We start from the raw sequence: 18,201 nt of genomic DNA, 5'->3' as shown, positions 1-18,201 counted from the left end.
TGGATATCTACAACGTGGAGCGGCCGCATCATGCGTTGAAATACAGAACCCCCGATGCAGTGCATCGGGGGTTCTGAGTGGAGAAATGCTAGCCGAAAATGTGTAAACCTATTTCAGGACTAGACATTGGCAATAGAAACCTGGTCCCAACTTTGCTCCATCGATAGTGGGTTGGGCAAAGGGATGTGCCTGCTCAGTCACCTCATTAGCTGATGGAGTGAGGCAGGGCGCAGCAGCTTGTATTGGACCAGCAGCAGCTCTGCTGTGGCTACCGCATCTATCAGCGCCTCGTGGCAGGGATAACTGGGCAATCCATGTCGGCTTCTGACCGAAGAGAGGCGCAGATCAGCGGGTATATCCCTGATGTATCGGGTCCGACGGCGCTCGATTTCCAGCGTGTCCAGCCAAGGTAGCGGCAAAGGGGGCAGGCCATGGCGCTGTTGCAGGTAGTGATCGATGAAACGGCGCTCCACCGAGCTGCCATGGGCAAGCAAAATAGCGCCGCTCATGCGTTGAAGCAGCTGATCCATGGCCTGATCCAGACTTTTTCCGGTGGCCAGCAGTTGAGGGACCAGATGGTGGATGATGACGGTATCGGCTTTGACCGGGCAGGGGCTGTCAATCAAGGTCTGTCTTGCGGTTTGCAAGTCGATGCGTCCCTCTGTGATGTCGACCGTGCCGATACTCAAGATCTGATCATCCTGGGGTTGCAGTCCGGTGGTTTCGAAATCCAGCGCCAGCAGGCGGGTCCCGTCCAGGGATGACTCCAGTGCAGTCAGAGGCGCTTGCAGCAGCGCCTTGACCAGTGCAGGAAGTGTCGGCCGTGTCAGATAACGGGCTCTTGCCCGCTCGAGACGCTGGCGGGCAGAGAAGTAGTCAAGACAGCCCATCAGTGTGCTCACTCTTTGATAAAGCGAAATTTTGCAAAATCCTGCAGCTCGCCAATGATGCGAAAGGCATCTTTCAAGTGCTTGCGTTCGAAGCTGCCAAAGCGATCCGGGTCTATGTGATTGTCGGGTTTGAGGCCTTTCTTCAATGCCATGAGTTGGTGGACAAAGCGCACTTTCATGATGAAGCGATAAGCGCCGATGATATTCTTGTAGCTCTCTTCCGAGAGCTGTTGCTGCTCATGGGCGTGGAGGAAACGCGCCTCTGTGCCGTTATGGGTAGACCCGGCGCTGAGTCCGTAAATCCGGGCGAGATCGATGATCAGGGTCAATGCATAGCGCTTGATATTGAGGACCTTGCTGTTGTCGCCATTTTTCTCCAGTACCAGATTCTTGAAGATACCAAGGGGCGGTTGGGTTGAAATGGCATCCCGGGTCAAGGATCGAATGAACGAAGGGTGTGCCTGCACCAGGGAAAACAGATGGTGCTGCAGTTCATCGCACAACGCCATGTTGCCGTGGATGGCTCGCAGTTCGAGGAAGACGCTGGCATTGAGCAGCTTGTCGTACTCGGGATTGGCTATCCACTTGCGGTAGTACTCTTTCCACACCTTCAGAGGCTGGCACCATTTATGGGCGGCAGCCATGAAATGGCCGGAGCAGAGCGGATAACCACAGGCATCGAGCCCGTTGCAGACATACATCGCCAGGTGATTGAAGTAGATCCTGTCGTTGTCGGTGGCGTCATCCGCCAGAATGAGGGCGCTGTCCTGATCCGAGAGCATGTGGACTTCGTTGCGGGCCTGTGAACCGGCTACCACCCAGGCATAGTCGCAAGGGGTCGCTCCCAGTCTGGCTTCTCCCATCTGTAGCAGCCGTCGACAATAGGCATCCATGATTAGTGTCATGACGTTGCCTATGCTCTCTCCTGCCACTTCCCCTTCCACCAAGGCTTCAAAGATGGCCTGACGCTCAACCGTCAGGAGCGCCAGAGCCTCCACGGTTTCGCAATACTTGATCTTCTCGATGAGAAATATCGCCTGAACCCTGTGGTTTTGCACCAGATGGAAAGTGGTCAGCAATCCCAGCACCTGCTGCTCTCGCACAATGGGCAGGCCGCGAATATTGTGCTGCATCATCAGGTAGGCGGCTTTCAGGGTCAGCTCGTCCGGATGAATGGTGATGGGGGCCGGTGTCATTATCTCCCGGATAGGGCGACTGGTGGTCAGCCCTTCGGCGATCACCCGCATTGTCATGTCCCGATCCGTGACGATACCCATGATCTCTCCCTGCGCCATCACGACGGCGGTGGAGGAGCGGCAGACCATGCGCATCTCCTGGGCCACTTGCTGAATACTCATGTCGGCATCGACCACGGCTATCTTGCCGCTGTTTACCTCGCTGACCCTGCGCATGAAGAGCCCTTTGTCGTTGTCAGACCAGACGACATTGAGGGCCGACTGCAGGCGCTCCCTGGCCTGGGAGGCGAACAGATTGGCGTATTGCGGATACTCTGCCAACAGTTGTTTCAGCTTGCTGTGGGGGATCTGGTAGAGCAGGGTGTTATCGAGCGCGGTCACGTTGTAACAATCGGCAGGATTGCCCGGTGTGCTCTCCAAAAACGTGAAGCCGAACAGATCGTCTGGCCCCAGCCGGCCCCTGAGTACGCCATTTTGCATGCGTTGCTCCAGCGATCCGGTACGCACTATATAGAGGTAGCGCTCCGGATCCTCGATGTTGAACGGCAGGCTTTCTCCCTGACCCAGATAGCTTATCTTGACGGTACGGGCAACGCAGTGCTGCAACTGAGGGGGCAGCCTGTCGAAGGGATCTATTCTGGCGATGAAGTCGATGATATTGGGCAGCAATGTCTGGGGCATGATGGCGGCCTTATTGGCATGAAGAGAGGGAGGCACCGTGCCGAGGGCGCCTCCGGGCTATGGGGTTGCCCTGGGTGGTCAGACAGGATCTGCTGGCAGGGTAGCCAGGTAGAGGGCCGGTTTGCCATCACAGTCGGAGGTAAACAATACCTGCCGATCGTCCGGGGTAAAAGAGGGGTGTGGATGGGTCACTTGACGATCCCCCTGAAACACCCGCCAGGAGGTGTTATGGGCAGCCAGCTGATAGTAATACCCCTGGCGTACATCGAAAACATAAAGGAAGGGGTCATTGTCGATGGTGTAACCATGGGTATCTTTCACATCCACAGGCGTGCCGGATCCATCCCCCACCAGCAAGGAGCCGTCGTGGTTGCTCATCAGGTGTGAGCAGGCCGGCATAGCCATGACGGGCTCATCCACCCCACTGTCCGGGTTGAAGCGACGAATGATGCGATCCTGTTGTCCCTTGAGATAGGAGACGTACATCAGGTATGAGCCGTCCGGTACCCAGAATTCGTGAGTGCAGCTCTCACCTTCCAGATGGGATCTCACCTTGCGTACGGCCGAACCATCTTCATTGACCAGCCACATGCGGGCATCGACCAGATCGTGGGGCCCCTCATGGCAGAAGGCGACAGTCTGATCATCGAAGGGGCGATAGATGGGGTGTCCAAGCCAGCCTTGCTCCTCATGAATGACCAGGGTCTCTCCGCTTGCGAGATCGACCCGCAGCAGTCGGCAGTGGGGTTTGGTGTGGTAGAAAGAGTGGAACAGGCTCCAGTCGGTGAGCGGGATCCAGTCCGCCTTGGCAATTTCTATCCCCACCAGCTTGGTACAGTCACTGTTTGCCACCCAGGTACCATAGCCGACCCATTGTTCCGGGACCTGATAGACCTGTGTTTCGACTAGGGTATCCAGATCGACTCTCAGCAGATCCCTGCCATTTTTCACGTAATAGAGAGTGCTGTCATCGGGGGAAAGAAAGCCGCCAAAGGTGTTGTCACCGGCCCCCTCTGTCAGTTGGCGGGCCTGGCCACTGGCCAGGTCCAGCAAGTAGTAGTTCCAGTGACCATCAAACTCGCCGGCGAACAGCAGCTGGCTACCGTCATTGGTAAAACATTTCTGGTAGAAGTAGTTGCGGTGACAGGTTACCTCGGGTGGGGTGAGACGGCAGACAGCCGCACCGGTATCCGGATCCTGGTAGTGGTGATAGGTGAGTGAAACGATCGAACCCTTGGCCATATGTTCCTCTTGCTGGTTAGCATCCAAAGCTGGGCCTGTATGCCCATGATGGATAAATTATAGAAACATCGTTTTAATTTTTATTGACGCTGATCACCATAATGAAATGAGAGCGAAGCAACCACAATTAATGTGACAGATATCACAGGGTATGCGTGATCAAAGCATTGTTTTTGTTTATGAATTTTACCCCTTCCTTTGATATGCAAGTCATTTCAAATACAATGAAACAACTAACTCATATTTTTGGAATTTGACTATGTCGGTGATAGATAACTCTCCAGACTCGGTGTCATCCGTCCTCAAGGTGTTTGGCATCTTGCAGGCATTGGGAGAGCAAAAAGAGATAGGGGTGACTGAGCTGTCCCAGCGGATCATGATGTCCAAGAGTACGGTTTACCGCTTTTTGCAGACCATGAAAACCCTGGGCTACGTGACCCAGGAGGGGGAAACGGACAAGTACACCCTCAGCCTCAAGTTGTTTGAACTGGGCGCCAAAGCCCTGGAGCACCAGGATCTGATCCCGATTGCAGATGTCCAGATGCACCGCCTCGGCAAGCTGACCAAGGAGACCCTGCACCTGGGGGCGCTGGATGAAGACAGCATTGTTTATCTGCACAAGATCGATTCCGAATATAACCTGCGGATGTACTCCCGGATTGGCCGCCGTCGCCCGCTCTATAGCACAGGGCTTGGCAAGGTGATGATGGCTTGGCTTGAAGAGAGTGAGGTGCGCGCCATGCTGGCCAGTGTCACCTTCGAACGTTTTACCGAACATACCCTGGCCGATGTGGATGCGCTGCTGATGGAGCTCGCGCTGGTGCGCGAGCAGGGTTATGCCGAGGACAACGAAGAGATGGAACATGGCCTGCGCTGCTTTGCCGTCCCCATTTACAACCGCATGGGGCGGATCATCGCCGGCCTGTCACTCTCTCTGCCGGTGGTGCGCTTCCAGGAGGAGAACAAGCAGGCGCTTGTGGCGCAGCTCCATGGGGCAGCAGCCCGTATCTCCGCCGAGCTTGGCTTTCACGATTACCCTTTCCCTGGTGTGTGATGCTGCCCAGATGAATTAAACATCCGGCCCCTTACGTAAGGGGCCGGATTTTTTGTGGCTGCGGGTGACACATGGTCAGAGCTAGGGGGATGAGGTCTCGGCCAGGCCTGCACGACGCTGGCGATAGAGATGGAAGCTGGTATGGCCGTTGAGCACTATCACCAGGCTTTCCAGCATGATGCCGCCCCAGGATCCCAGCCAAAGGTTGTGAGCAAGCCAGCCGATGCTGCTGGCCAGCATGCAGAGGCGAAGGGAGATACCCGCGAGCCGGAACAGGGCATAGGTAGTGAGGGTAGTGCCCAGCAGCGGCAGCAGTTGCATTGGGTGAGTCAGCTTGGGCAATACCAGTAGCCAGCTGGTCACCAGAAAGAAGATCATTACCCCTTTGCCGCGGTAGTAGCCAGATACCAGGGTGCGCACGGCACTGAGGGTGGTGTTGATGGCCGAGGCGGGGGAGCCGAGCAGCAGAAAGTGCATTCCCATCAGCAGACCGTTGAGGGTGAGCTGAGCGCGCAATTGCTTATCCTGACGTTGCAAAAAGGCGCTGGCTCCCATCAGGCAGGCCAGCAGACCGATAAGTTGGGCAAAAAAAGGGTGATCCTGCAACAGCATGATGGGGTGACCGCAAGAGAATAAAAGGCGCCTGACGAGGCGCCCTGAGGGTTAACGGGCGAGCCAGCCGCCATCCACCGCTATGGTGTAGCCATTGATGTAATCGGATGCAGCCGAAGCCAGGAACACGGCCGGCCCCATCATGTCATCCGGGATACCCCAGCGACCGGCGGGAATGCGTTCCAGAATGGCGGCATTGCGATCTTCATCGGCCCGCAGGGCAGTGGTGTTGTTGGTGGCCATATAGCCGGGAGCGATGGCATTGACGTTGATCCCCTGGTTGGCCCATTCGTTGGCCAGCAGTCGGGTGATCCCCATGACACCGCTCTTTGATGCCGTGTAGGAGGGGACACGGATCCCGCCCTGGTAGGAGAGCATGGAGGCGATATTGATGATTTTGCCTCCCTTTCCCTGGGCCAGGAACTGTCTGGCAACGGCCTGGGACATGAAGAAGACGCTCTTGATGTTGATGTTCATCACGTCATCCCAATCCTTTTCACTGAACGAGATGGCATCTTCACGGCGAATGATCCCGGCATTGTTGACCAGGATGTCGACATGACCGAAACGGGAGACGGCCTGATCAACCAGGGCGGGCAGTTGATCTACCTTGCTGACATCGGCCTTCAGGCTCAGGAAGGCACGGCCTGTCGCAGTAACCTTGGCGATGGTATCGGTTGGCTCGACGATATTGATGCCGACGATATCACAGCCCGCCTGGGCCAGCCCCAGGGCCATGCCCTGTCCGAGGCCAGTGTCACAACCTGTCACTATGGCCACTTTGCCTGTCAAATCAAACGTATTGAGAATCATGGTGTTTCCTATTGGCCACCACAGGTGGCGTTAGTCGTTGTCACGACCTGGCGCTGGCGATGGCGCCCGGTCGCCCTTGATTAGCGCAGATCCTGGACGGCGACATGATCCATGTCGGCAAAGACCTGGTTTTCTCCCACCATGCCCCAGATAAAGGTATAAGCCTGAGTGCCGACCCCTGAGTGGATTGACCAGCTCGGGGAGATCACCGCCTGCTCGTTGTGAACTACCAGATGGCGGGTCTCATCAGGTTTGCCCATCATGTGGAACACGGCACCATCTTCTTTCATGTTGAAGTAGAAATAGACCTCCATGCGGCGTTCATGGGTGTGACAGGGCATGGTGTTCCACAGATTGCCCTCTTCCAGCTGGGTCATCCCCATCAGCAGTTGGCAGGTTGGCAGTACGTCAGGTACCAGATACTTGTAGATGGTACGGCGGTTGCTGGAGAGCGAGTCCCCCAGGGTGACCGGAGAGGCTTCGGCCTGAGTGACCTTGCGGGTCGGGAAGTGGCTGTGAGCAGGAGCGCTGTTGTAATAGAACTTGGCTGGCTGGGCTGCTGTCACGCTGGCAAAACTGAGCTCACGCGCCCCTTGTCCCACATAAAGCGCTTCGGCATGACCTATCTCATAAGTGGTGCCATCGACCACAACCACTCCGGGCCCCCCGATATTGATCAGCCCCAGCTCACGGCGCTCCAGAAAATAGCCCACACCAAACGCGGTGCCGAGATCGCCTGAGAAGGCCAGCGGAGCCTGGGCAGGCATGATGCCACCGAACACGATCCGGTCGATGTGGCTGTAAGTCATGGTCAGTTCATTGGGAACAAACACCTGCTCAACCAGAAACTCGCGGCGCAGCCCCTGGGTGTCCAGTTGTTTGGCGTGGTCGCTGTGGATACTCTGACGAATTTGCATATTGAACCTCGATTCCAGGCCGTTGCCGGCATTCATGAAGAGGGGTTAAAACCCCTTCGTTGCAGTGACAATATCAAAACAGAAAAACAGGATCAAATTAAAATAAAACATCGTTTTATTTTTTGTGATGTTGGTTGGTTAATTTATGCATTAGTCAGGCGTCCGCTTTTCTTTATGGGGTGCTGACGTGCGGATTAGTCGTATTTCCCGGCGGGCACTGAGATAAAGGCCCATGCCCGCCAGCAGCACCGCCAGTACGATCAGACCATGGAGGTAGTCTGTGGCGAGCCAGACCAAGGGGGATAGCAGGAAGGAGAGCAACAGCAAGAGGCGGCCGAGCAGCAGGGTCTGGCGTGGATTGCCGAGGGTTATCTCTGACGGCTGCAAAGGCCGCTTCAGGTTGGCAAAAAATCGGGCCACCTGACGAGCCCGCTGAGGTGCATACCCTTTGGGTTGATACCAGAGGCGAGTGAGCAAGAAGAAGCCGCAGGTCACCACAAGATGTGCCAGCACTGTCACGGCAAACGTCAGATCCGCAGCCTCTCTGGGGGTGAGTGTCGAGCCACCCAGCCAGGCGGGAAGCTGGGTGGGATGAAAGCCAAGATAGAGACTGGCCGAGACCAGGGTCCCCACCAATACGGTACTCCACCCAGCCCAGTCGGGGGTACGGCGTACTATTACCGCCAGCAGGGCTGGAATGGTCAGCGGCATCTGGATCAAGGAGCTGACCGCCATGACCAGTTCAAAGAAACCGAGCTTGTCTTGCTTCGCGATGGCCCAGGCCAACAAGGTAGCGAGCAAGCCGTTGAGCAGGGTTATCCAGCGTCCCGCCTTGAGTAGTCTGGCTTCACTGTGATGGGGGGCCTGGTAGATGTTGCGGATAAAGATACCGGCATTGCGATTGAGGGCGGTACTCATGGGCGAGATGGTGGCCGCCAGCATGGCGGCCAGCGCCAGCCCCAAGGTGCCGGCTGGCATCATATGGGTGACGAAGTGCAGGTAGGCGCCATTGATCGCTTGCTCTCCCAGCTGAGGATAGCTGCTGCCTAGATCCACCCCCTGGCCTGCGCTGAACCAGGGGGGAATGAACCACATCACTGGCCCTATGATGAATAGCACGCCGGCCAGCCGCGCCGCCTTGCGGGCATCCGGTTCGTTGCGAGTGACCAGAAAGCGGTAGCAGCTGTTGGCATTGTTGGTCGAAACCGTCTGTTGCAGCAGCACCATGGCAACCCATCCCAGCAGTAAAGAACTGTGCGGCATCTCGCTCCCGAGCCAGAAATTGCTAGGAAAGTGCGTGATGAGAGGGCCAGGCCCGTCTGCGAGCCAGAGGGCATAGGCACCAGTGATCAGGGTAATGGCCAGGATCAGCACCAGCTGGATTACATTGGTGGCATTGACGGCCCAGGCGCCGCCGCTGGCGGAGATAAGGGTAATGAATAGACCTGTGACCAGCAGGGTAGGAACAATGTCAATGCCGCTGATGGCCGAGATGATATAGGCCAGCCCGTTGAGCCAGATGGCGGCCGTCAAGGTGGAGAGTGGAAACTGCAGCCAGGGAAAGAGGCGTTCGGTAGGGCGGCCAAAGCGCTGGGCAATGACATCCATTGGGGTCTCTACCCTCAACTTGCGGTAGCGGGCAGCGAAGAAGCGGGCGGCAATGAAAAAGCCCAGGGCATTGCCCCAAAAGAGGGCGAGGATGGCGACACCGTCAGTGAATGCCTTGCCTGCTGCCCCGGTGAAGGTCCAGGCTGAAAACTGGGTCATGAAGGCGGTGGCCCCGGCCATCCACCAGGGCATGGCATTGCCTCCGTTGATAAAGTGGTGGCTGTCGAGGGCGAACCGGCGAAACCCGAATGCCGCCAGTACGATAAAGATGAAGTAGCCGATGACGATGGCAAAATCGATGAGCTCCATGGCAGTAGGCCTGCTTGCAGTAAATAGAGAGGAAGGGTGGGCTGGTGGTGAAAACGGAAAAGGGCGCCTTTGGAAAGGCGCCACGGATAACGGTTTGAGGGATGGATCATGAGGCCGAGCGGCTTGCCATGCTCGGTTTGAGTATGGGTTTAGCCTGCGGCAAGGCCCCTGCACTGCGTTTGAGCAGGTAACCGACCAGCAGGATTGCGCCCGCACAGGCGGCGAACAGCAGACGACCCCAGAGCGGGTTGGGTACCAGTACCATCAGCATCAGACCGGCGCCCATCATCAAGGTGATATGGCCCAGCTTGCTGCGTTGCAGGCGGTCAAACTCATCCTGCTCATCATCGGCAACCACCGGCGTTTCCAGCGCCACGAAGAAGTCGGCGGTGCGCTGACGCTCTTTTGCCGTGAAGGACTCTTCTTTATAGAAAAGGCTGGTAGCCCAGAAGAAACCACCGGTCAGGATCAGATGAGCAGCTACCGTGATGGTGGTGGTCAACTCGGACAGCTCGCGAGCGGTCAGAGTCACGCCGAACAGGCTGGCGCCCCACTGGGCGGTGAACACATTCATTACCAGCCAGGAGACAAACATGCCGAAGCAGACAGTGCCCCAGGCTGCCCATTTCGGGGTTCTGCGAATGAACATACCAAAGAAGAGCGGCACCAGCATGGGGGATTGCAGCAGGGTGGCGACGCGCATGGTCAGGTCAAACAGGCTCAGTCCCTTGAGCTGTGCAAACAGTTGGGCGATGAGGATTACCAGAATGCCGTTGATCAGTGTAACGCCCTGGCTAAGACGTAGCATGTTGGTCTCGCTCATGGGCTTGTTGCGGCAAATGATCGGTGCCCAGAAGCTGCGCACGAAGATCCCGGCGTTGCGGCACAGCGCTGAATCCATGGAAGACATCGTTGCGGCAAACAGACCGGCTACCAGCAGACCTATGGTGCCCAGAGGCATGTACTTCTCGGCAAACACCAGATAGACAGCATCACTTGCCTTGTTGCCCAGCTCGGCGTGAGCAGCTGCGGCATCCGGCACCATGATGGCCATGGCCCAGGGCGGGATGAACCAGATCAGGGTGCCGCAGATCATCAAGCCCATGGCCAGCAGTGCGGCTTTGCGGGCATTGTTGGAATCCTTGGCGTTGAGGAAGCGATAGGAGTCCTGGATGTTGTTGATGCTCTGCATCTGTTTGACGATGAAGAAGAGGAAAGAACCCACCAGCAGCACCCCATAGTTCATATCCGGCCCCATGATGAAGTCGGTCGGGAACTTGGTGATGATCTCGTCCGGTCCGCCAACGGCAAACAGGGCAACCGCAGCGCAGGCGACCGAGATGACGGCGACCACCAGGGTCTGCACGAAATCACTGGCGACTACCCCCCAGGCACCGCTCAGCATGGAGATAAGCAGTACTGAGAGACCGGTCACCCAGATGGTGGTCGTCATGTCATAACCAAACACGGCACCGACAAAGATGGCCAGGCCGTTCAACCAGACACCGCCACTGAGGATGCTCAGGGGAATGATGGCCCAGGTAAAAAACTGCTCGTTGGTCTTGCCAAAGCGTTGTTCGATAGCCTCGGTCGGGGTATCCACCCGCATCTGGCGAAAACGATGGCTGAACCACCAGTAAGAGAGGATATAAGCCGCGATATTGCCAAGAAACACAAAGGTAACGGCAAAACCATCGGTAAAAGCCTTGCCCGCCGCACCGGTAAAGGTCCAGGCGGAAAACTGGGTCATGAAGGCGGTCGCCCCCACCATCCACCAGAGCATGCGGCCACCACCACGGAAGTAGTCACTGCTTGATTTGCTCGCCATCTTTTTGAAGGCAACACTGATGAGGATCATCAGTATGAAATAGCCTCCCACCACCAACATATCTATGTTCATAAGTTCACTCACTCATGGCAGTCCAGGGTAATCCTATCCTCATCAGAAAAAAGATGAGTTGCTGACAGGCGCATTTTTCAAAAAAACGTTTCAAAAAAACCTTAAACAATTCGATGGTTCATTTTAGAAACGCTGTTCCAAAAAAATAGTGACGTAATTCCCAAAATCCTCACGGTGAAGGTAGCCATGCTGCCAATTGGGAGCTGGATCGTGTTTTGAAAAGGCGGTTCATTTTTCTGTTTGCATAAAAGCGTGCTGTTGTGGCAGCCCCTTTCGATCCTTTACAACAGATGTCAGCGAAGATTTGCGCATTGTCACAAAAAATTGAAATGCAATTTCAATTGTTTTGACTTGGTTGTTTTCAGTTATAAGATGGAAGCACTACCAGAAGGGGGAGCCTATGGCTGTCAAAATTGCCGTGATTGGCGAATGCATGGTTGAGCTGGCGCAGCGCAGCACAGGCATGACGCGTGGTTTTGGAGGGGATACCCTCAATACGGCTGTCTATTTGAGTCGCGTCAATCCGGCGTTGACCGTGCACTACGTAACAGCCCTGGGGACGGACAGCATGAGCCGTGACATGCTGACCCAGTGGCAAAAAGAGGGGATACACACAGATCTGGTGCAGCGCAGGGCAGACAAGTTGCCCGGGCTCTACCTCATCGAAACTGACGGGAGCGGCGAGCGCACCTTTCACTACTGGCGTAGCGATGCCGCTGCCCGTTACTGGTTACAAGGCGATGCGGCCTTGCAGGTATGCCAGCAATTGCCTCAGTTTGATTACCTTTATCTGAGCGGCATCTCACTGGCCATACTGGACGAAGCCGATCGCCATAAGCTGTTCGCCCTGTTGGCCGAATGTCGCGCCGGGGGAACCAGAATCCTGTTTGACAACAACTATCGCCCTCGCCTGTGGCAGAGCCAACATGCGGCACAAGCAGCCTATGGCACCATGCTGGCACTGACCGATATCGCTTTCCTGACACAAGATGATGAAGATGCACTGTGGGGCCTCGCTTCGCCAGAAACCGTGTTGGCACGGACCCGTCAGGCAGGAGTGGGGGAGGTAGTCATCAAGCGGGGAGCCGAGTCATGTCTGATCCTGCAGGGTGATCAGCAATACAGTGTGGCTGCCATGCCCCTTGCCAAAGACGCTGTGCGCGATACCACAGCTGCAGGTGACTCCTTCAGCGCCGGTTACCTCGCCATGCGTCTGGCAGGTCAGAGTGCCGTGGCGGCGGCTCATTATGCTCACCAGCTGGCCGGGACTGTGATCCAGTATCCCGGCGCCATCATTCCGGCGGCCGTCATGCCTGTCGCACCTTTGTCTTCTGCCCTATCCAGTGAGGTTCACCATGCCAACATTGCTTGAAAAACTCTCGGCCCTGAAAATCATCCCAGTCATCGCCATCAAGGAGGCCGATGACGCCGTGGCCCTGGGCAAGGTGCTGATTGAAAACGGTATGCCCAGTGCCGAAATCACCTTTCGTACCCCGGCGGCAGCCCAGGCCATCGCCCATCTGCGTGAAGCTTACCCTGATATGGTGATTGCAGCGGGAACTGTGCTGACTACGGATCAAGTGGATCAGGCTATTGCTGCCGGGGTTGATTTCATCGTCAGCCCGGGTTTGAACCCGCGTATCGTTCAATATTGTCAGGCCAGAGGGGTAACCATGATCCCGGGGGTAAACAGCCCGAGTCTGGTGGAACAGGCGATGGAGCTGGGGCTGCGCCATCTCAAGTTCTTTCCAGCAGAGGCATCCGGTGGCCTGGCCATGCTCAAGGCCATGAGCGCCGTCTATCCGGTACGCTTCATGCCCACCGGTGGCATCAGCCCGGACAACGTACAGGTTTACCTCTCCCTTGAGTCAGTATTTGCTTGTGGTGGTACCTGGATGGTGCCGACTGATCTTATTGATCGTCGCCAGTGGGACAAGATAGGCGAGCTGGTGAAAGCCGCCGTGGCTGCCTTGTAAACGGAAAAGCAGGATGGAATACCATGTTTGTCATCAATGAAGAGTGTGACCTGGATGATCTGGGGAACGGAGTAAAACGCAAGATCCTGGCACATGCCGGTGGCCTGATGTCGGTGGAAGTACATTTTGAGCACGGAGCCGTGGGGCCCTTGCACAACCACCCCCATGAGCAATTGACTTATGTGTTGTCCGGGGTATTTGACTTCACCATAGGGGAAGTGACCCGTCAGGTGCGTGCCGGTGACACCTTGTATAAGCAACCTAATATTATTCATGGCTGTGTTTGTCGCGAGAAGGGGGTATTGCTGGATATATTCACTCCGCAACGGCAAGATTTCTTGAAATCCTGAAGCATGACAAGCCATCCATCACGGATGGCTTTTTAATGAGTTAAGAAAACAAAAAAGAAACACCGTTTTGATTTTGTGTCCCAGATCTAAAAATTATATTTTCAACTCGGTATTATTATGTTGTAACCAACAATAATCAGCGAGATGACCATGAAACTGACTAGCACCTCCACCCTGTTTACCCTGATCTCTTTACTCGGCGCCGGTTCACTTGGTGCGACCACGCTGGATTATCGTCATGAGTACCTTGATGATACAGAGCAGCATGCCGATCGGGCCCGGGTCTCCCATCGATTTGATAATCAACTGGGTTTTGCCGTGGAAGCAAAATGGGGTTCAAAGGCCAGCACGGGCGAGAGCAATCTATTTGAAAACAACTATGCCAAAGGCCATGAGTTTGAACTCAATTACCAGTACAAGGTTGGCCAAAAACTCACGCTATCGCCCGCCTTCGTGCTTGATTCATCATCTTCTTCAACCACTTACAAAGCACAACTGAAAGGGACTTACCAGCTTACCGACAAGTTGTACGGTGCGGTCAGATACCGTTATGGCTTACAGAACTACACCTCTGTGAGCACAGGTGATCGCCACTTCAATCAGGGTAACTTCCAGCTCGGTTACCAGTTTGGATGGGGCAAGGTTGAATATGATTTTGAATATAAGGATACCAATTACCCAAGCCTGCGCGGCAAGGATAATACCTATTTGCATAATCTGGTGGTACAGGTGCCAGTCAATAAAGAATGGGTACCTTACGTTGAATTAGGATATGTACCTTATCGCAATGATACCAAAGGTGGCTATGAGAGTGGTGCTGTAAAATATGACAATGATTTTCAAGTCCGCTATCGCATGGGTATAAAATATAATTTCTAAATTTCGTCTGTTCTAGTTTTGTCAAAAATATATGTCACCTCTTTCTATAGAGGGGGCGGGCACATCTCTATTTATTCGCCTGCCATATTCCATCAAGTATGATTGGATTGAGAAAATGAAAACAAACTATTCAGTGATTTTTTTAAGCATGCTGATGGCCTCTGCTGCGTCTGCGCAAACGGATGCCTGGTTTTACAAGGCATTTGGCCAGTCCACTGACAGCAATTTTTCCAGCAATGTGCTGCCAGCCAAAGTCGGTGTCAATCAGGTTAGCCGCAGCGAGGGAGAAGCGCCGCTGCGGGCCGATGTCGCCTATCCCTTGCCTGCCTCTTTCATACTGGAGAGCCGAGGCGGCAAGCTGGCCAATTCCCATGATGGAATGACGGTGTTTTATCAGGCCATCCCGGTTGATCGGGCTTTCGTCTTGCAGGCGGAAGTGAGCGTCTCGCAGTTCGGCCCTGAAAACGGCAAGACGCCCAATGGGCAGGAGGGGGTCGGGCTCTTTGTCAGGGACAGCCTGGGACCCCAGCGCAAGGTACCGCAACCCCTCGGCCATGAGGAGTTTCCCCATGCGGCCAATATGGTGCTCAATGCCGTGCAGACGCACAACAAGAGTGACGACAATCGCGTTGACTTGGTGTCAGTGGCGCGCCAAGGGGTGGTCAATCCTTGGGGGAATGAAGGGGTGAAGGTGGAGCGTATCCCTTATCAGAAGGGGGTCTCCCTCGATGATGGGCACTTCCTGCTGCGCCTTGAACGCAAACAAGGAGTGTTTGAGCTGACCTGGTCGACACCGGATGGCCAACGGCAGGCCGTGCAGCGGGTGGTCGATAAACCGGGTCTGCTCGACAGCCAGGATCCTCGCCACGCCTATCTGGGATTTTTTGCCGCCCGCAACGCCAAGGTGCGTTTTGACAATGCCAGTCTGACATTGGGGGGCCCCATCGCCATGGTGGATGAGCTGAGTGCACCCGCAGCAGCTCAGTCACCTCTGCTGGAGATAGCCTCCGCCACCAACAGCTCCCAGCTCTCCTATCTGCTGCAAGTGCGCAGCAATCTGGCGGGGACCTTGCAAGTGGCGGGGCAAACAGTGACGCTGCAAGCGGGCCGTTTCAGCCAGTTGCCGTTGGTGTTGGCAGAGGGAGAAAATCTGCTGCAGCTGACATTTACGCCGGCCAGCCTGCCTGTCGCTACTGCAGTAGAACAAACGGTACAACAAATCGTCATCACCAGAGAGCCGGCCCGGGTTGCGAATGTTCGCCACATTTATGTCTCCCCAACGGGGCAAGCTGACAATGCGGGCACCCGTACCGCACCTGTGGATCTGGCCACTGCCCTTGAACAGTTGGTTCCGGGCGGCACCATAGTGCTGGCAGATGGCCATTATCCGGGGATGACACTTGCAGCCGAGCAGAGTGGTCTGCCGGGAGAGCCCAAGCATCTGGTGGCCGAGCATCGCCATCGGGTAATCTTTACCGGCCAGACATCGCAGCTCAATGCCAGCTTCTGGCATCTGGATGGTCTGGTGTTTGATGGCAACCCCGATGGCGCCAAGGCCGAGCACGATCCTGCCTTCTTACGGGTGGCGGGCAGCCATAATCGGCTTGAGCGTTTGATTGCTCGCAACAATGCCGACACTGGCGTCTGGATCACTGGCAATGGTGTGTATGGTCAGGCCAGCCTGTGGCCTGCATACAACCAGGTCATCAACAGTGATTCTTACAATAATCGCGATGAATCCGGGATCAATGCCGACGGGTTTGCCGCCAAGCTGGGCGTGGGGCCGGGTAACCTGTTCAAGGGCTGTGTGGCTCACAACAATGCAGATGATGGCTGGGATCTGTTCAACAAGATTGAAGATGGCCCCAATCAAGCCGTGACCATTATCAACAGCGTGGCTTATGGCAACGGGCTGCCGTTCGGGCATCCGGCTCCGGCAGGCACCATAGGGAACGGATTCAAGCTGGGGGGAGAAGGGCAACCGGTTGCCCACCAGATTTACGGCTCCCTCTCGGTGCGCAACAACATGGACGGATTTACCGATAACTTCAATACGGGGGCGCTACTGCTCAAGGGGAATATTGCCCTGGATAATGCCCGTTATAACTACATCATGCGCGACAACCCCTATGGGATTGGACAGCATAAGATCACCTTCATGGATAATGTGTCACTGCATTATCGCCAGCAAGGGAAATATGCCGATTATCTGGGCAACCAGGTCGTCAAGCCGTGGCATGCGCCCGAACCGATGGACAAGCACCAGCAGATATTACTGGCCAGATCTCTTGAGGATATGGCTACGCTCGAGCGCGACGGTGCCGGAAATTTGATTATGCCATGGGCTGTATCACTCTCATTGAAATGATCATGTTGGGGAACGTTAATAAGGGATTGATATTTTCCCGTTATTGGGTGGTGGCGAAGGTCTAGCCACCCACCAACAGACGTAAATGCATTGAATATATACCTGATGATTATGTCATCTGATATTTATGGTGGCCTTGTCTATTGGGGCTGTCTGTTTCCCCCTCACGGAACCTGGGTGAGGCTTTTACTGTGCTATTTTTCAATTGAAGGAATAAATATGAAAAAGACCCTCGTCTGTTCAGGCGTAGCCGCAGTGCTGGCATTGTTCACCATGCCTGCTTACAGCGCCGCACTCTTGATTGCCAAGGCTACCGAGGTTGCGCCCAAGTCGGGGTGGGCCGGATATGATGCTGGCACCACGGGTGGTAGCAAGGCAACCAGTGCCAACATCTATCAGGTCAGGAACAAGCAGCAACTGGTGGATGCCATCAAGAATGGGGGCGACAGTGCCAAGATCATCCAGGTAATAGGCACCCTGGATATCAGTGAGGGGGCCCCGTATCGTTCCGTTGCAGATCAGAAGAGCCGTAGCCAGATCCCGCTCACTGCCAATACCACTCTGATCGGCACAGATAAAAACGCCAAAATTGTCAACGGCAGCCTGGTGGTCAGCAAGGTAAAAAATGTCATCATCCGCAACCTGTATCTGGAAACACCGGTGGATGTGGCACCAAAATTTGAAAGTGGTGATGGCTGGAATGCCGAATGGGATAGCCTCACCATCTCGGAATCAGAACATGTGTGGGTCGATCACGTTACTTTTTCCGATGGCAGCTTTACCGATGATCAATATGGCAAGAAAGATGGCTGGAAATACGTGCAGCACGACGGCATGCTGGATATCAAAAAAGGTTCTGACTATATCACCGTCTCTCACTCCCATTTCAATCAGCATGACAAGACAATGTTGATTGGTCATAGCGACAGTAATAAAAGTCAGGATGCAGGGAAATTACGCGTCACCCTTCACAATAACTTATTTGAAGACGTGACTCAGCGGGTACCCAGAGTGCGGTTTGGTCGTGTCCATGCCTATAACAACCTCTACTTGGGGGATATCACCCGTCCTGTTTATCCCTACCTCTACAGCTTTGGCATTGGTAAGGAGGGGGGCGTGCTCTCCGAGAAAAACTATTTCTCCGTCAATGGTGCAACCGATGGTTGCGAGTTGGTGAAAAGCTTCACCGGTACCCTGTTCAAAGACAGTGGTTCTGTATTGAACAATGCTGGCATGACCTTGTCGGGAAAATGCAGCTTCTCCAGTGCTCTGCCCCAACCCCCCTATAGCTACAACCCGGTGGAGCCTGGCAAGTTGCCAAACCTGATCAAGGCCAACGCCGGGGTCGGCAAGATCTAGTCGCTTTGGGCTGGGCACAGCTTGTCTGCCGCTACTTTGAGCGCTGA

General features: G+C 55.2%; 15 protein-coding genes. 7 read left to right on the top strand and 8 right to left on the bottom strand.

Translation table 11 applies throughout. The features are described 5' to 3' along the window. Positions 1-197 precede the first annotated feature (197 nt). From GWQ27_RS17205 to GWQ27_RS17195, 3 genes are all read right to left on the bottom strand, one after another. Positions 198-890: an exonuclease domain-containing protein gene (locus tag GWQ27_RS17205; protein ID WP_219593779.1), complete on the bottom strand. Its 693-nt coding sequence runs from the start codon at positions 888-890 to the stop codon at positions 198-200. A gap of 8 nt (positions 891-898) precedes the next feature. Further along, positions 899-2,767 (bottom strand): putative nucleotidyltransferase substrate binding domain-containing protein, encoded by a 1,869-nt coding sequence (locus GWQ27_RS17200; RefSeq protein ID WP_275907865.1) that lies wholly within the window; start codon positions 2,765-2,767, stop codon positions 899-901. 78 nt (positions 2,768-2,845) lie between these two features. Continuing rightward, positions 2,846-4,009, bottom strand: coding sequence for an oligogalacturonate lyase family protein (locus GWQ27_RS17195; RefSeq protein ID WP_275907864.1), 1,164 nt, complete (start codon positions 4,007-4,009; stop codon positions 2,846-2,848). Positions 4,010-4,268: 259 nt separating this feature from the next. Between GWQ27_RS17195 and kdgR the strand changes: the two genes are divergently transcribed. Continuing rightward, positions 4,269-5,063 (top strand): DNA-binding transcriptional regulator KdgR, encoded by a 795-nt coding sequence (kdgR, locus tag GWQ27_RS17190; protein WP_099992911.1) that lies wholly within the window; start codon positions 4,269-4,271, stop codon positions 5,061-5,063. Positions 5,064-5,144: 81 nt separating this feature from the next. Here the strand turns inward: kdgR and GWQ27_RS17185 are convergent, their stop codons facing one another. The 5 genes from GWQ27_RS17185 to GWQ27_RS17165 form a co-directional block, all read right to left on the bottom strand. Beyond that, complete coding sequence (locus GWQ27_RS17185; protein WP_275907863.1) at positions 5,145-5,675, bottom strand: YgjV family protein; 531 nt, start codon at positions 5,673-5,675, stop codon at positions 5,145-5,147. 51 nt (positions 5,676-5,726) lie between these two features. Continuing rightward, positions 5,727-6,488 carry a 2-dehydro-3-deoxy-D-gluconate 5-dehydrogenase KduD gene (gene kduD, locus GWQ27_RS17180; RefSeq protein WP_021140286.1) on the bottom strand — a complete coding sequence of 254 codons (762 nt, stop codon included), beginning with the start codon at positions 6,486-6,488 and terminating at the stop codon, positions 5,727-5,729. Between the two features lie 80 nt (positions 6,489-6,568). Further along, positions 6,569-7,405, bottom strand: a complete 837-nt coding sequence (gene kduI, locus GWQ27_RS17175; RefSeq protein ID WP_021140285.1) for a 5-dehydro-4-deoxy-D-glucuronate isomerase — start codon at positions 7,403-7,405, stop codon at positions 6,569-6,571. Positions 7,406-7,555: 150 nt separating this feature from the next. Further along, entirely contained in the window at positions 7,556-9,322 is a 1,767-nt protein-coding gene (locus tag GWQ27_RS17170) for a hypothetical protein (protein ID WP_275907862.1), read from the bottom strand. Between the two features lie 106 nt (positions 9,323-9,428). Continuing rightward, positions 9,429-11,222 (bottom strand): transporter, encoded by a 1,794-nt coding sequence (locus GWQ27_RS17165; RefSeq protein ID WP_021140283.1) that lies wholly within the window; start codon positions 11,220-11,222, stop codon positions 9,429-9,431. A gap of 400 nt (positions 11,223-11,622) precedes the next feature. On the opposite strand from GWQ27_RS17165, the gene GWQ27_RS17160 reads away from it, so the two are divergent. The 6 genes from GWQ27_RS17160 to GWQ27_RS17135 all read left to right on the top strand — a co-directional run bounded on the left by GWQ27_RS17160 (position 11,623) and on the right by GWQ27_RS17135 (position 18,154). Beyond that, complete coding sequence (locus GWQ27_RS17160) at positions 11,623-12,594, top strand: sugar kinase (RefSeq protein WP_265453329.1); 972 nt, start codon at positions 11,623-11,625, stop codon at positions 12,592-12,594. Then, on the top strand, positions 12,578-13,198 hold the full coding sequence (locus tag GWQ27_RS17155) for a bifunctional 4-hydroxy-2-oxoglutarate aldolase/2-dehydro-3-deoxy-phosphogluconate aldolase (protein ID WP_265453328.1): 621 nt from the start codon (positions 12,578-12,580) through the stop codon (positions 13,196-13,198). Before GWQ27_RS17160 ends, GWQ27_RS17155 begins: the two co-directional genes overlap by 17 nt. A 23-nt stretch (positions 13,199-13,221) precedes the next feature. Continuing rightward, positions 13,222-13,548, top strand: a complete 327-nt coding sequence (locus GWQ27_RS17150; RefSeq protein WP_099992921.1) for a cupin domain-containing protein — start codon at positions 13,222-13,224, stop codon at positions 13,546-13,548. Positions 13,549-13,698: 150 nt separating this feature from the next. Further along, on the top strand, positions 13,699-14,427 hold the full coding sequence (locus GWQ27_RS17145) for an oligogalacturonate-specific porin KdgM family protein (protein ID WP_034524122.1): 729 nt from the start codon (positions 13,699-13,701) through the stop codon (positions 14,425-14,427). 148 nt (positions 14,428-14,575) lie between these two features. Further along, positions 14,576-16,795, top strand: coding sequence for a right-handed parallel beta-helix repeat-containing protein (locus tag GWQ27_RS17140; RefSeq protein WP_265453326.1), 2,220 nt, complete (start codon positions 14,576-14,578; stop codon positions 16,793-16,795). Between the two features lie 219 nt (positions 16,796-17,014). Next, the gene (locus GWQ27_RS17135) at positions 17,015-18,154 is read left to right on the top strand and encodes a polysaccharide lyase (protein WP_059113304.1); all 1,140 of its coding nucleotides are present in this window, start codon (positions 17,015-17,017) and stop codon (positions 18,152-18,154) included. The last annotated feature ends 47 nt before the right edge of the window (positions 18,155-18,201 follow it).

It is taken from the genome of Aeromonas sp. 5HA1 (assembly GCF_029237245.1).
Lineage (GTDB): Bacteria > Pseudomonadota > Gammaproteobacteria > Enterobacterales > Aeromonadaceae > Aeromonas > Aeromonas salmonicida.
Note: the sequence above shows the minus strand (reverse complement) of the source record. Positions and strands in the feature narration are given on the sequence as shown.

Bases quoted from the DNA above. Each gene is read 5' to 3' on its own strand.
- GWQ27_RS17195 (WP_275907864.1), bottom strand. From the start codon at position 4,009: ATGGCCAAGGGTTCGATCGTTTCACTCACCTATCACCACTACCAGGAT.
- kdgR (WP_099992911.1), top strand. From the start codon at position 4,269: ATGTCGGTGATAGATAACTCTCCAGACTCGGTGTCATCCGTCCTCAAG.
- kduI (WP_021140285.1), bottom strand. From the start codon at position 7,405: ATGCAAATTCGTCAGAGTATCCACAGCGACCACGCCAAACAACTGGAC.
- GWQ27_RS17145 (WP_034524122.1), top strand. From the start codon at position 13,699: ATGAAACTGACTAGCACCTCCACCCTGTTTACCCTGATCTCTTTACTC.
- GWQ27_RS17205 (WP_219593779.1), bottom strand. From the start codon at position 890: ATGGGCTGTCTTGACTACTTCTCTGCCCGCCAGCGTCTCGAGCGGGCA.
- GWQ27_RS17200 (WP_275907865.1), bottom strand. From the start codon at position 2,767: ATGCCCCAGACATTGCTGCCCAATATCATCGACTTCATCGCCAGAATA.
- GWQ27_RS17150 (WP_099992921.1), top strand. From the start codon at position 13,222: ATGTTTGTCATCAATGAAGAGTGTGACCTGGATGATCTGGGGAACGGA.
- GWQ27_RS17140 (WP_265453326.1), top strand. From the start codon at position 14,576: ATGCTGATGGCCTCTGCTGCGTCTGCGCAAACGGATGCCTGGTTTTAC.
- GWQ27_RS17170 (WP_275907862.1), bottom strand. From the start codon at position 9,322: ATGGAGCTCATCGATTTTGCCATCGTCATCGGCTACTTCATCTTTATC.
- kduD (WP_021140286.1), bottom strand. From the start codon at position 6,488: ATGATTCTCAATACGTTTGATTTGACAGGCAAAGTGGCCATAGTGACA.
- GWQ27_RS17160 (WP_265453329.1), top strand. From the start codon at position 11,623: ATGGCTGTCAAAATTGCCGTGATTGGCGAATGCATGGTTGAGCTGGCG.
- GWQ27_RS17185 (WP_275907863.1), bottom strand. From the start codon at position 5,675: ATGCTGTTGCAGGATCACCCTTTTTTTGCCCAACTTATCGGTCTGCTG.
- GWQ27_RS17165 (WP_021140283.1), bottom strand. From the start codon at position 11,222: ATGAACATAGATATGTTGGTGGTGGGAGGCTATTTCATACTGATGATC.
- GWQ27_RS17135 (WP_059113304.1), top strand. From the start codon at position 17,015: ATGAAAAAGACCCTCGTCTGTTCAGGCGTAGCCGCAGTGCTGGCATTG.
- GWQ27_RS17155 (WP_265453328.1), top strand. From the start codon at position 12,578: ATGCCAACATTGCTTGAAAAACTCTCGGCCCTGAAAATCATCCCAGTC.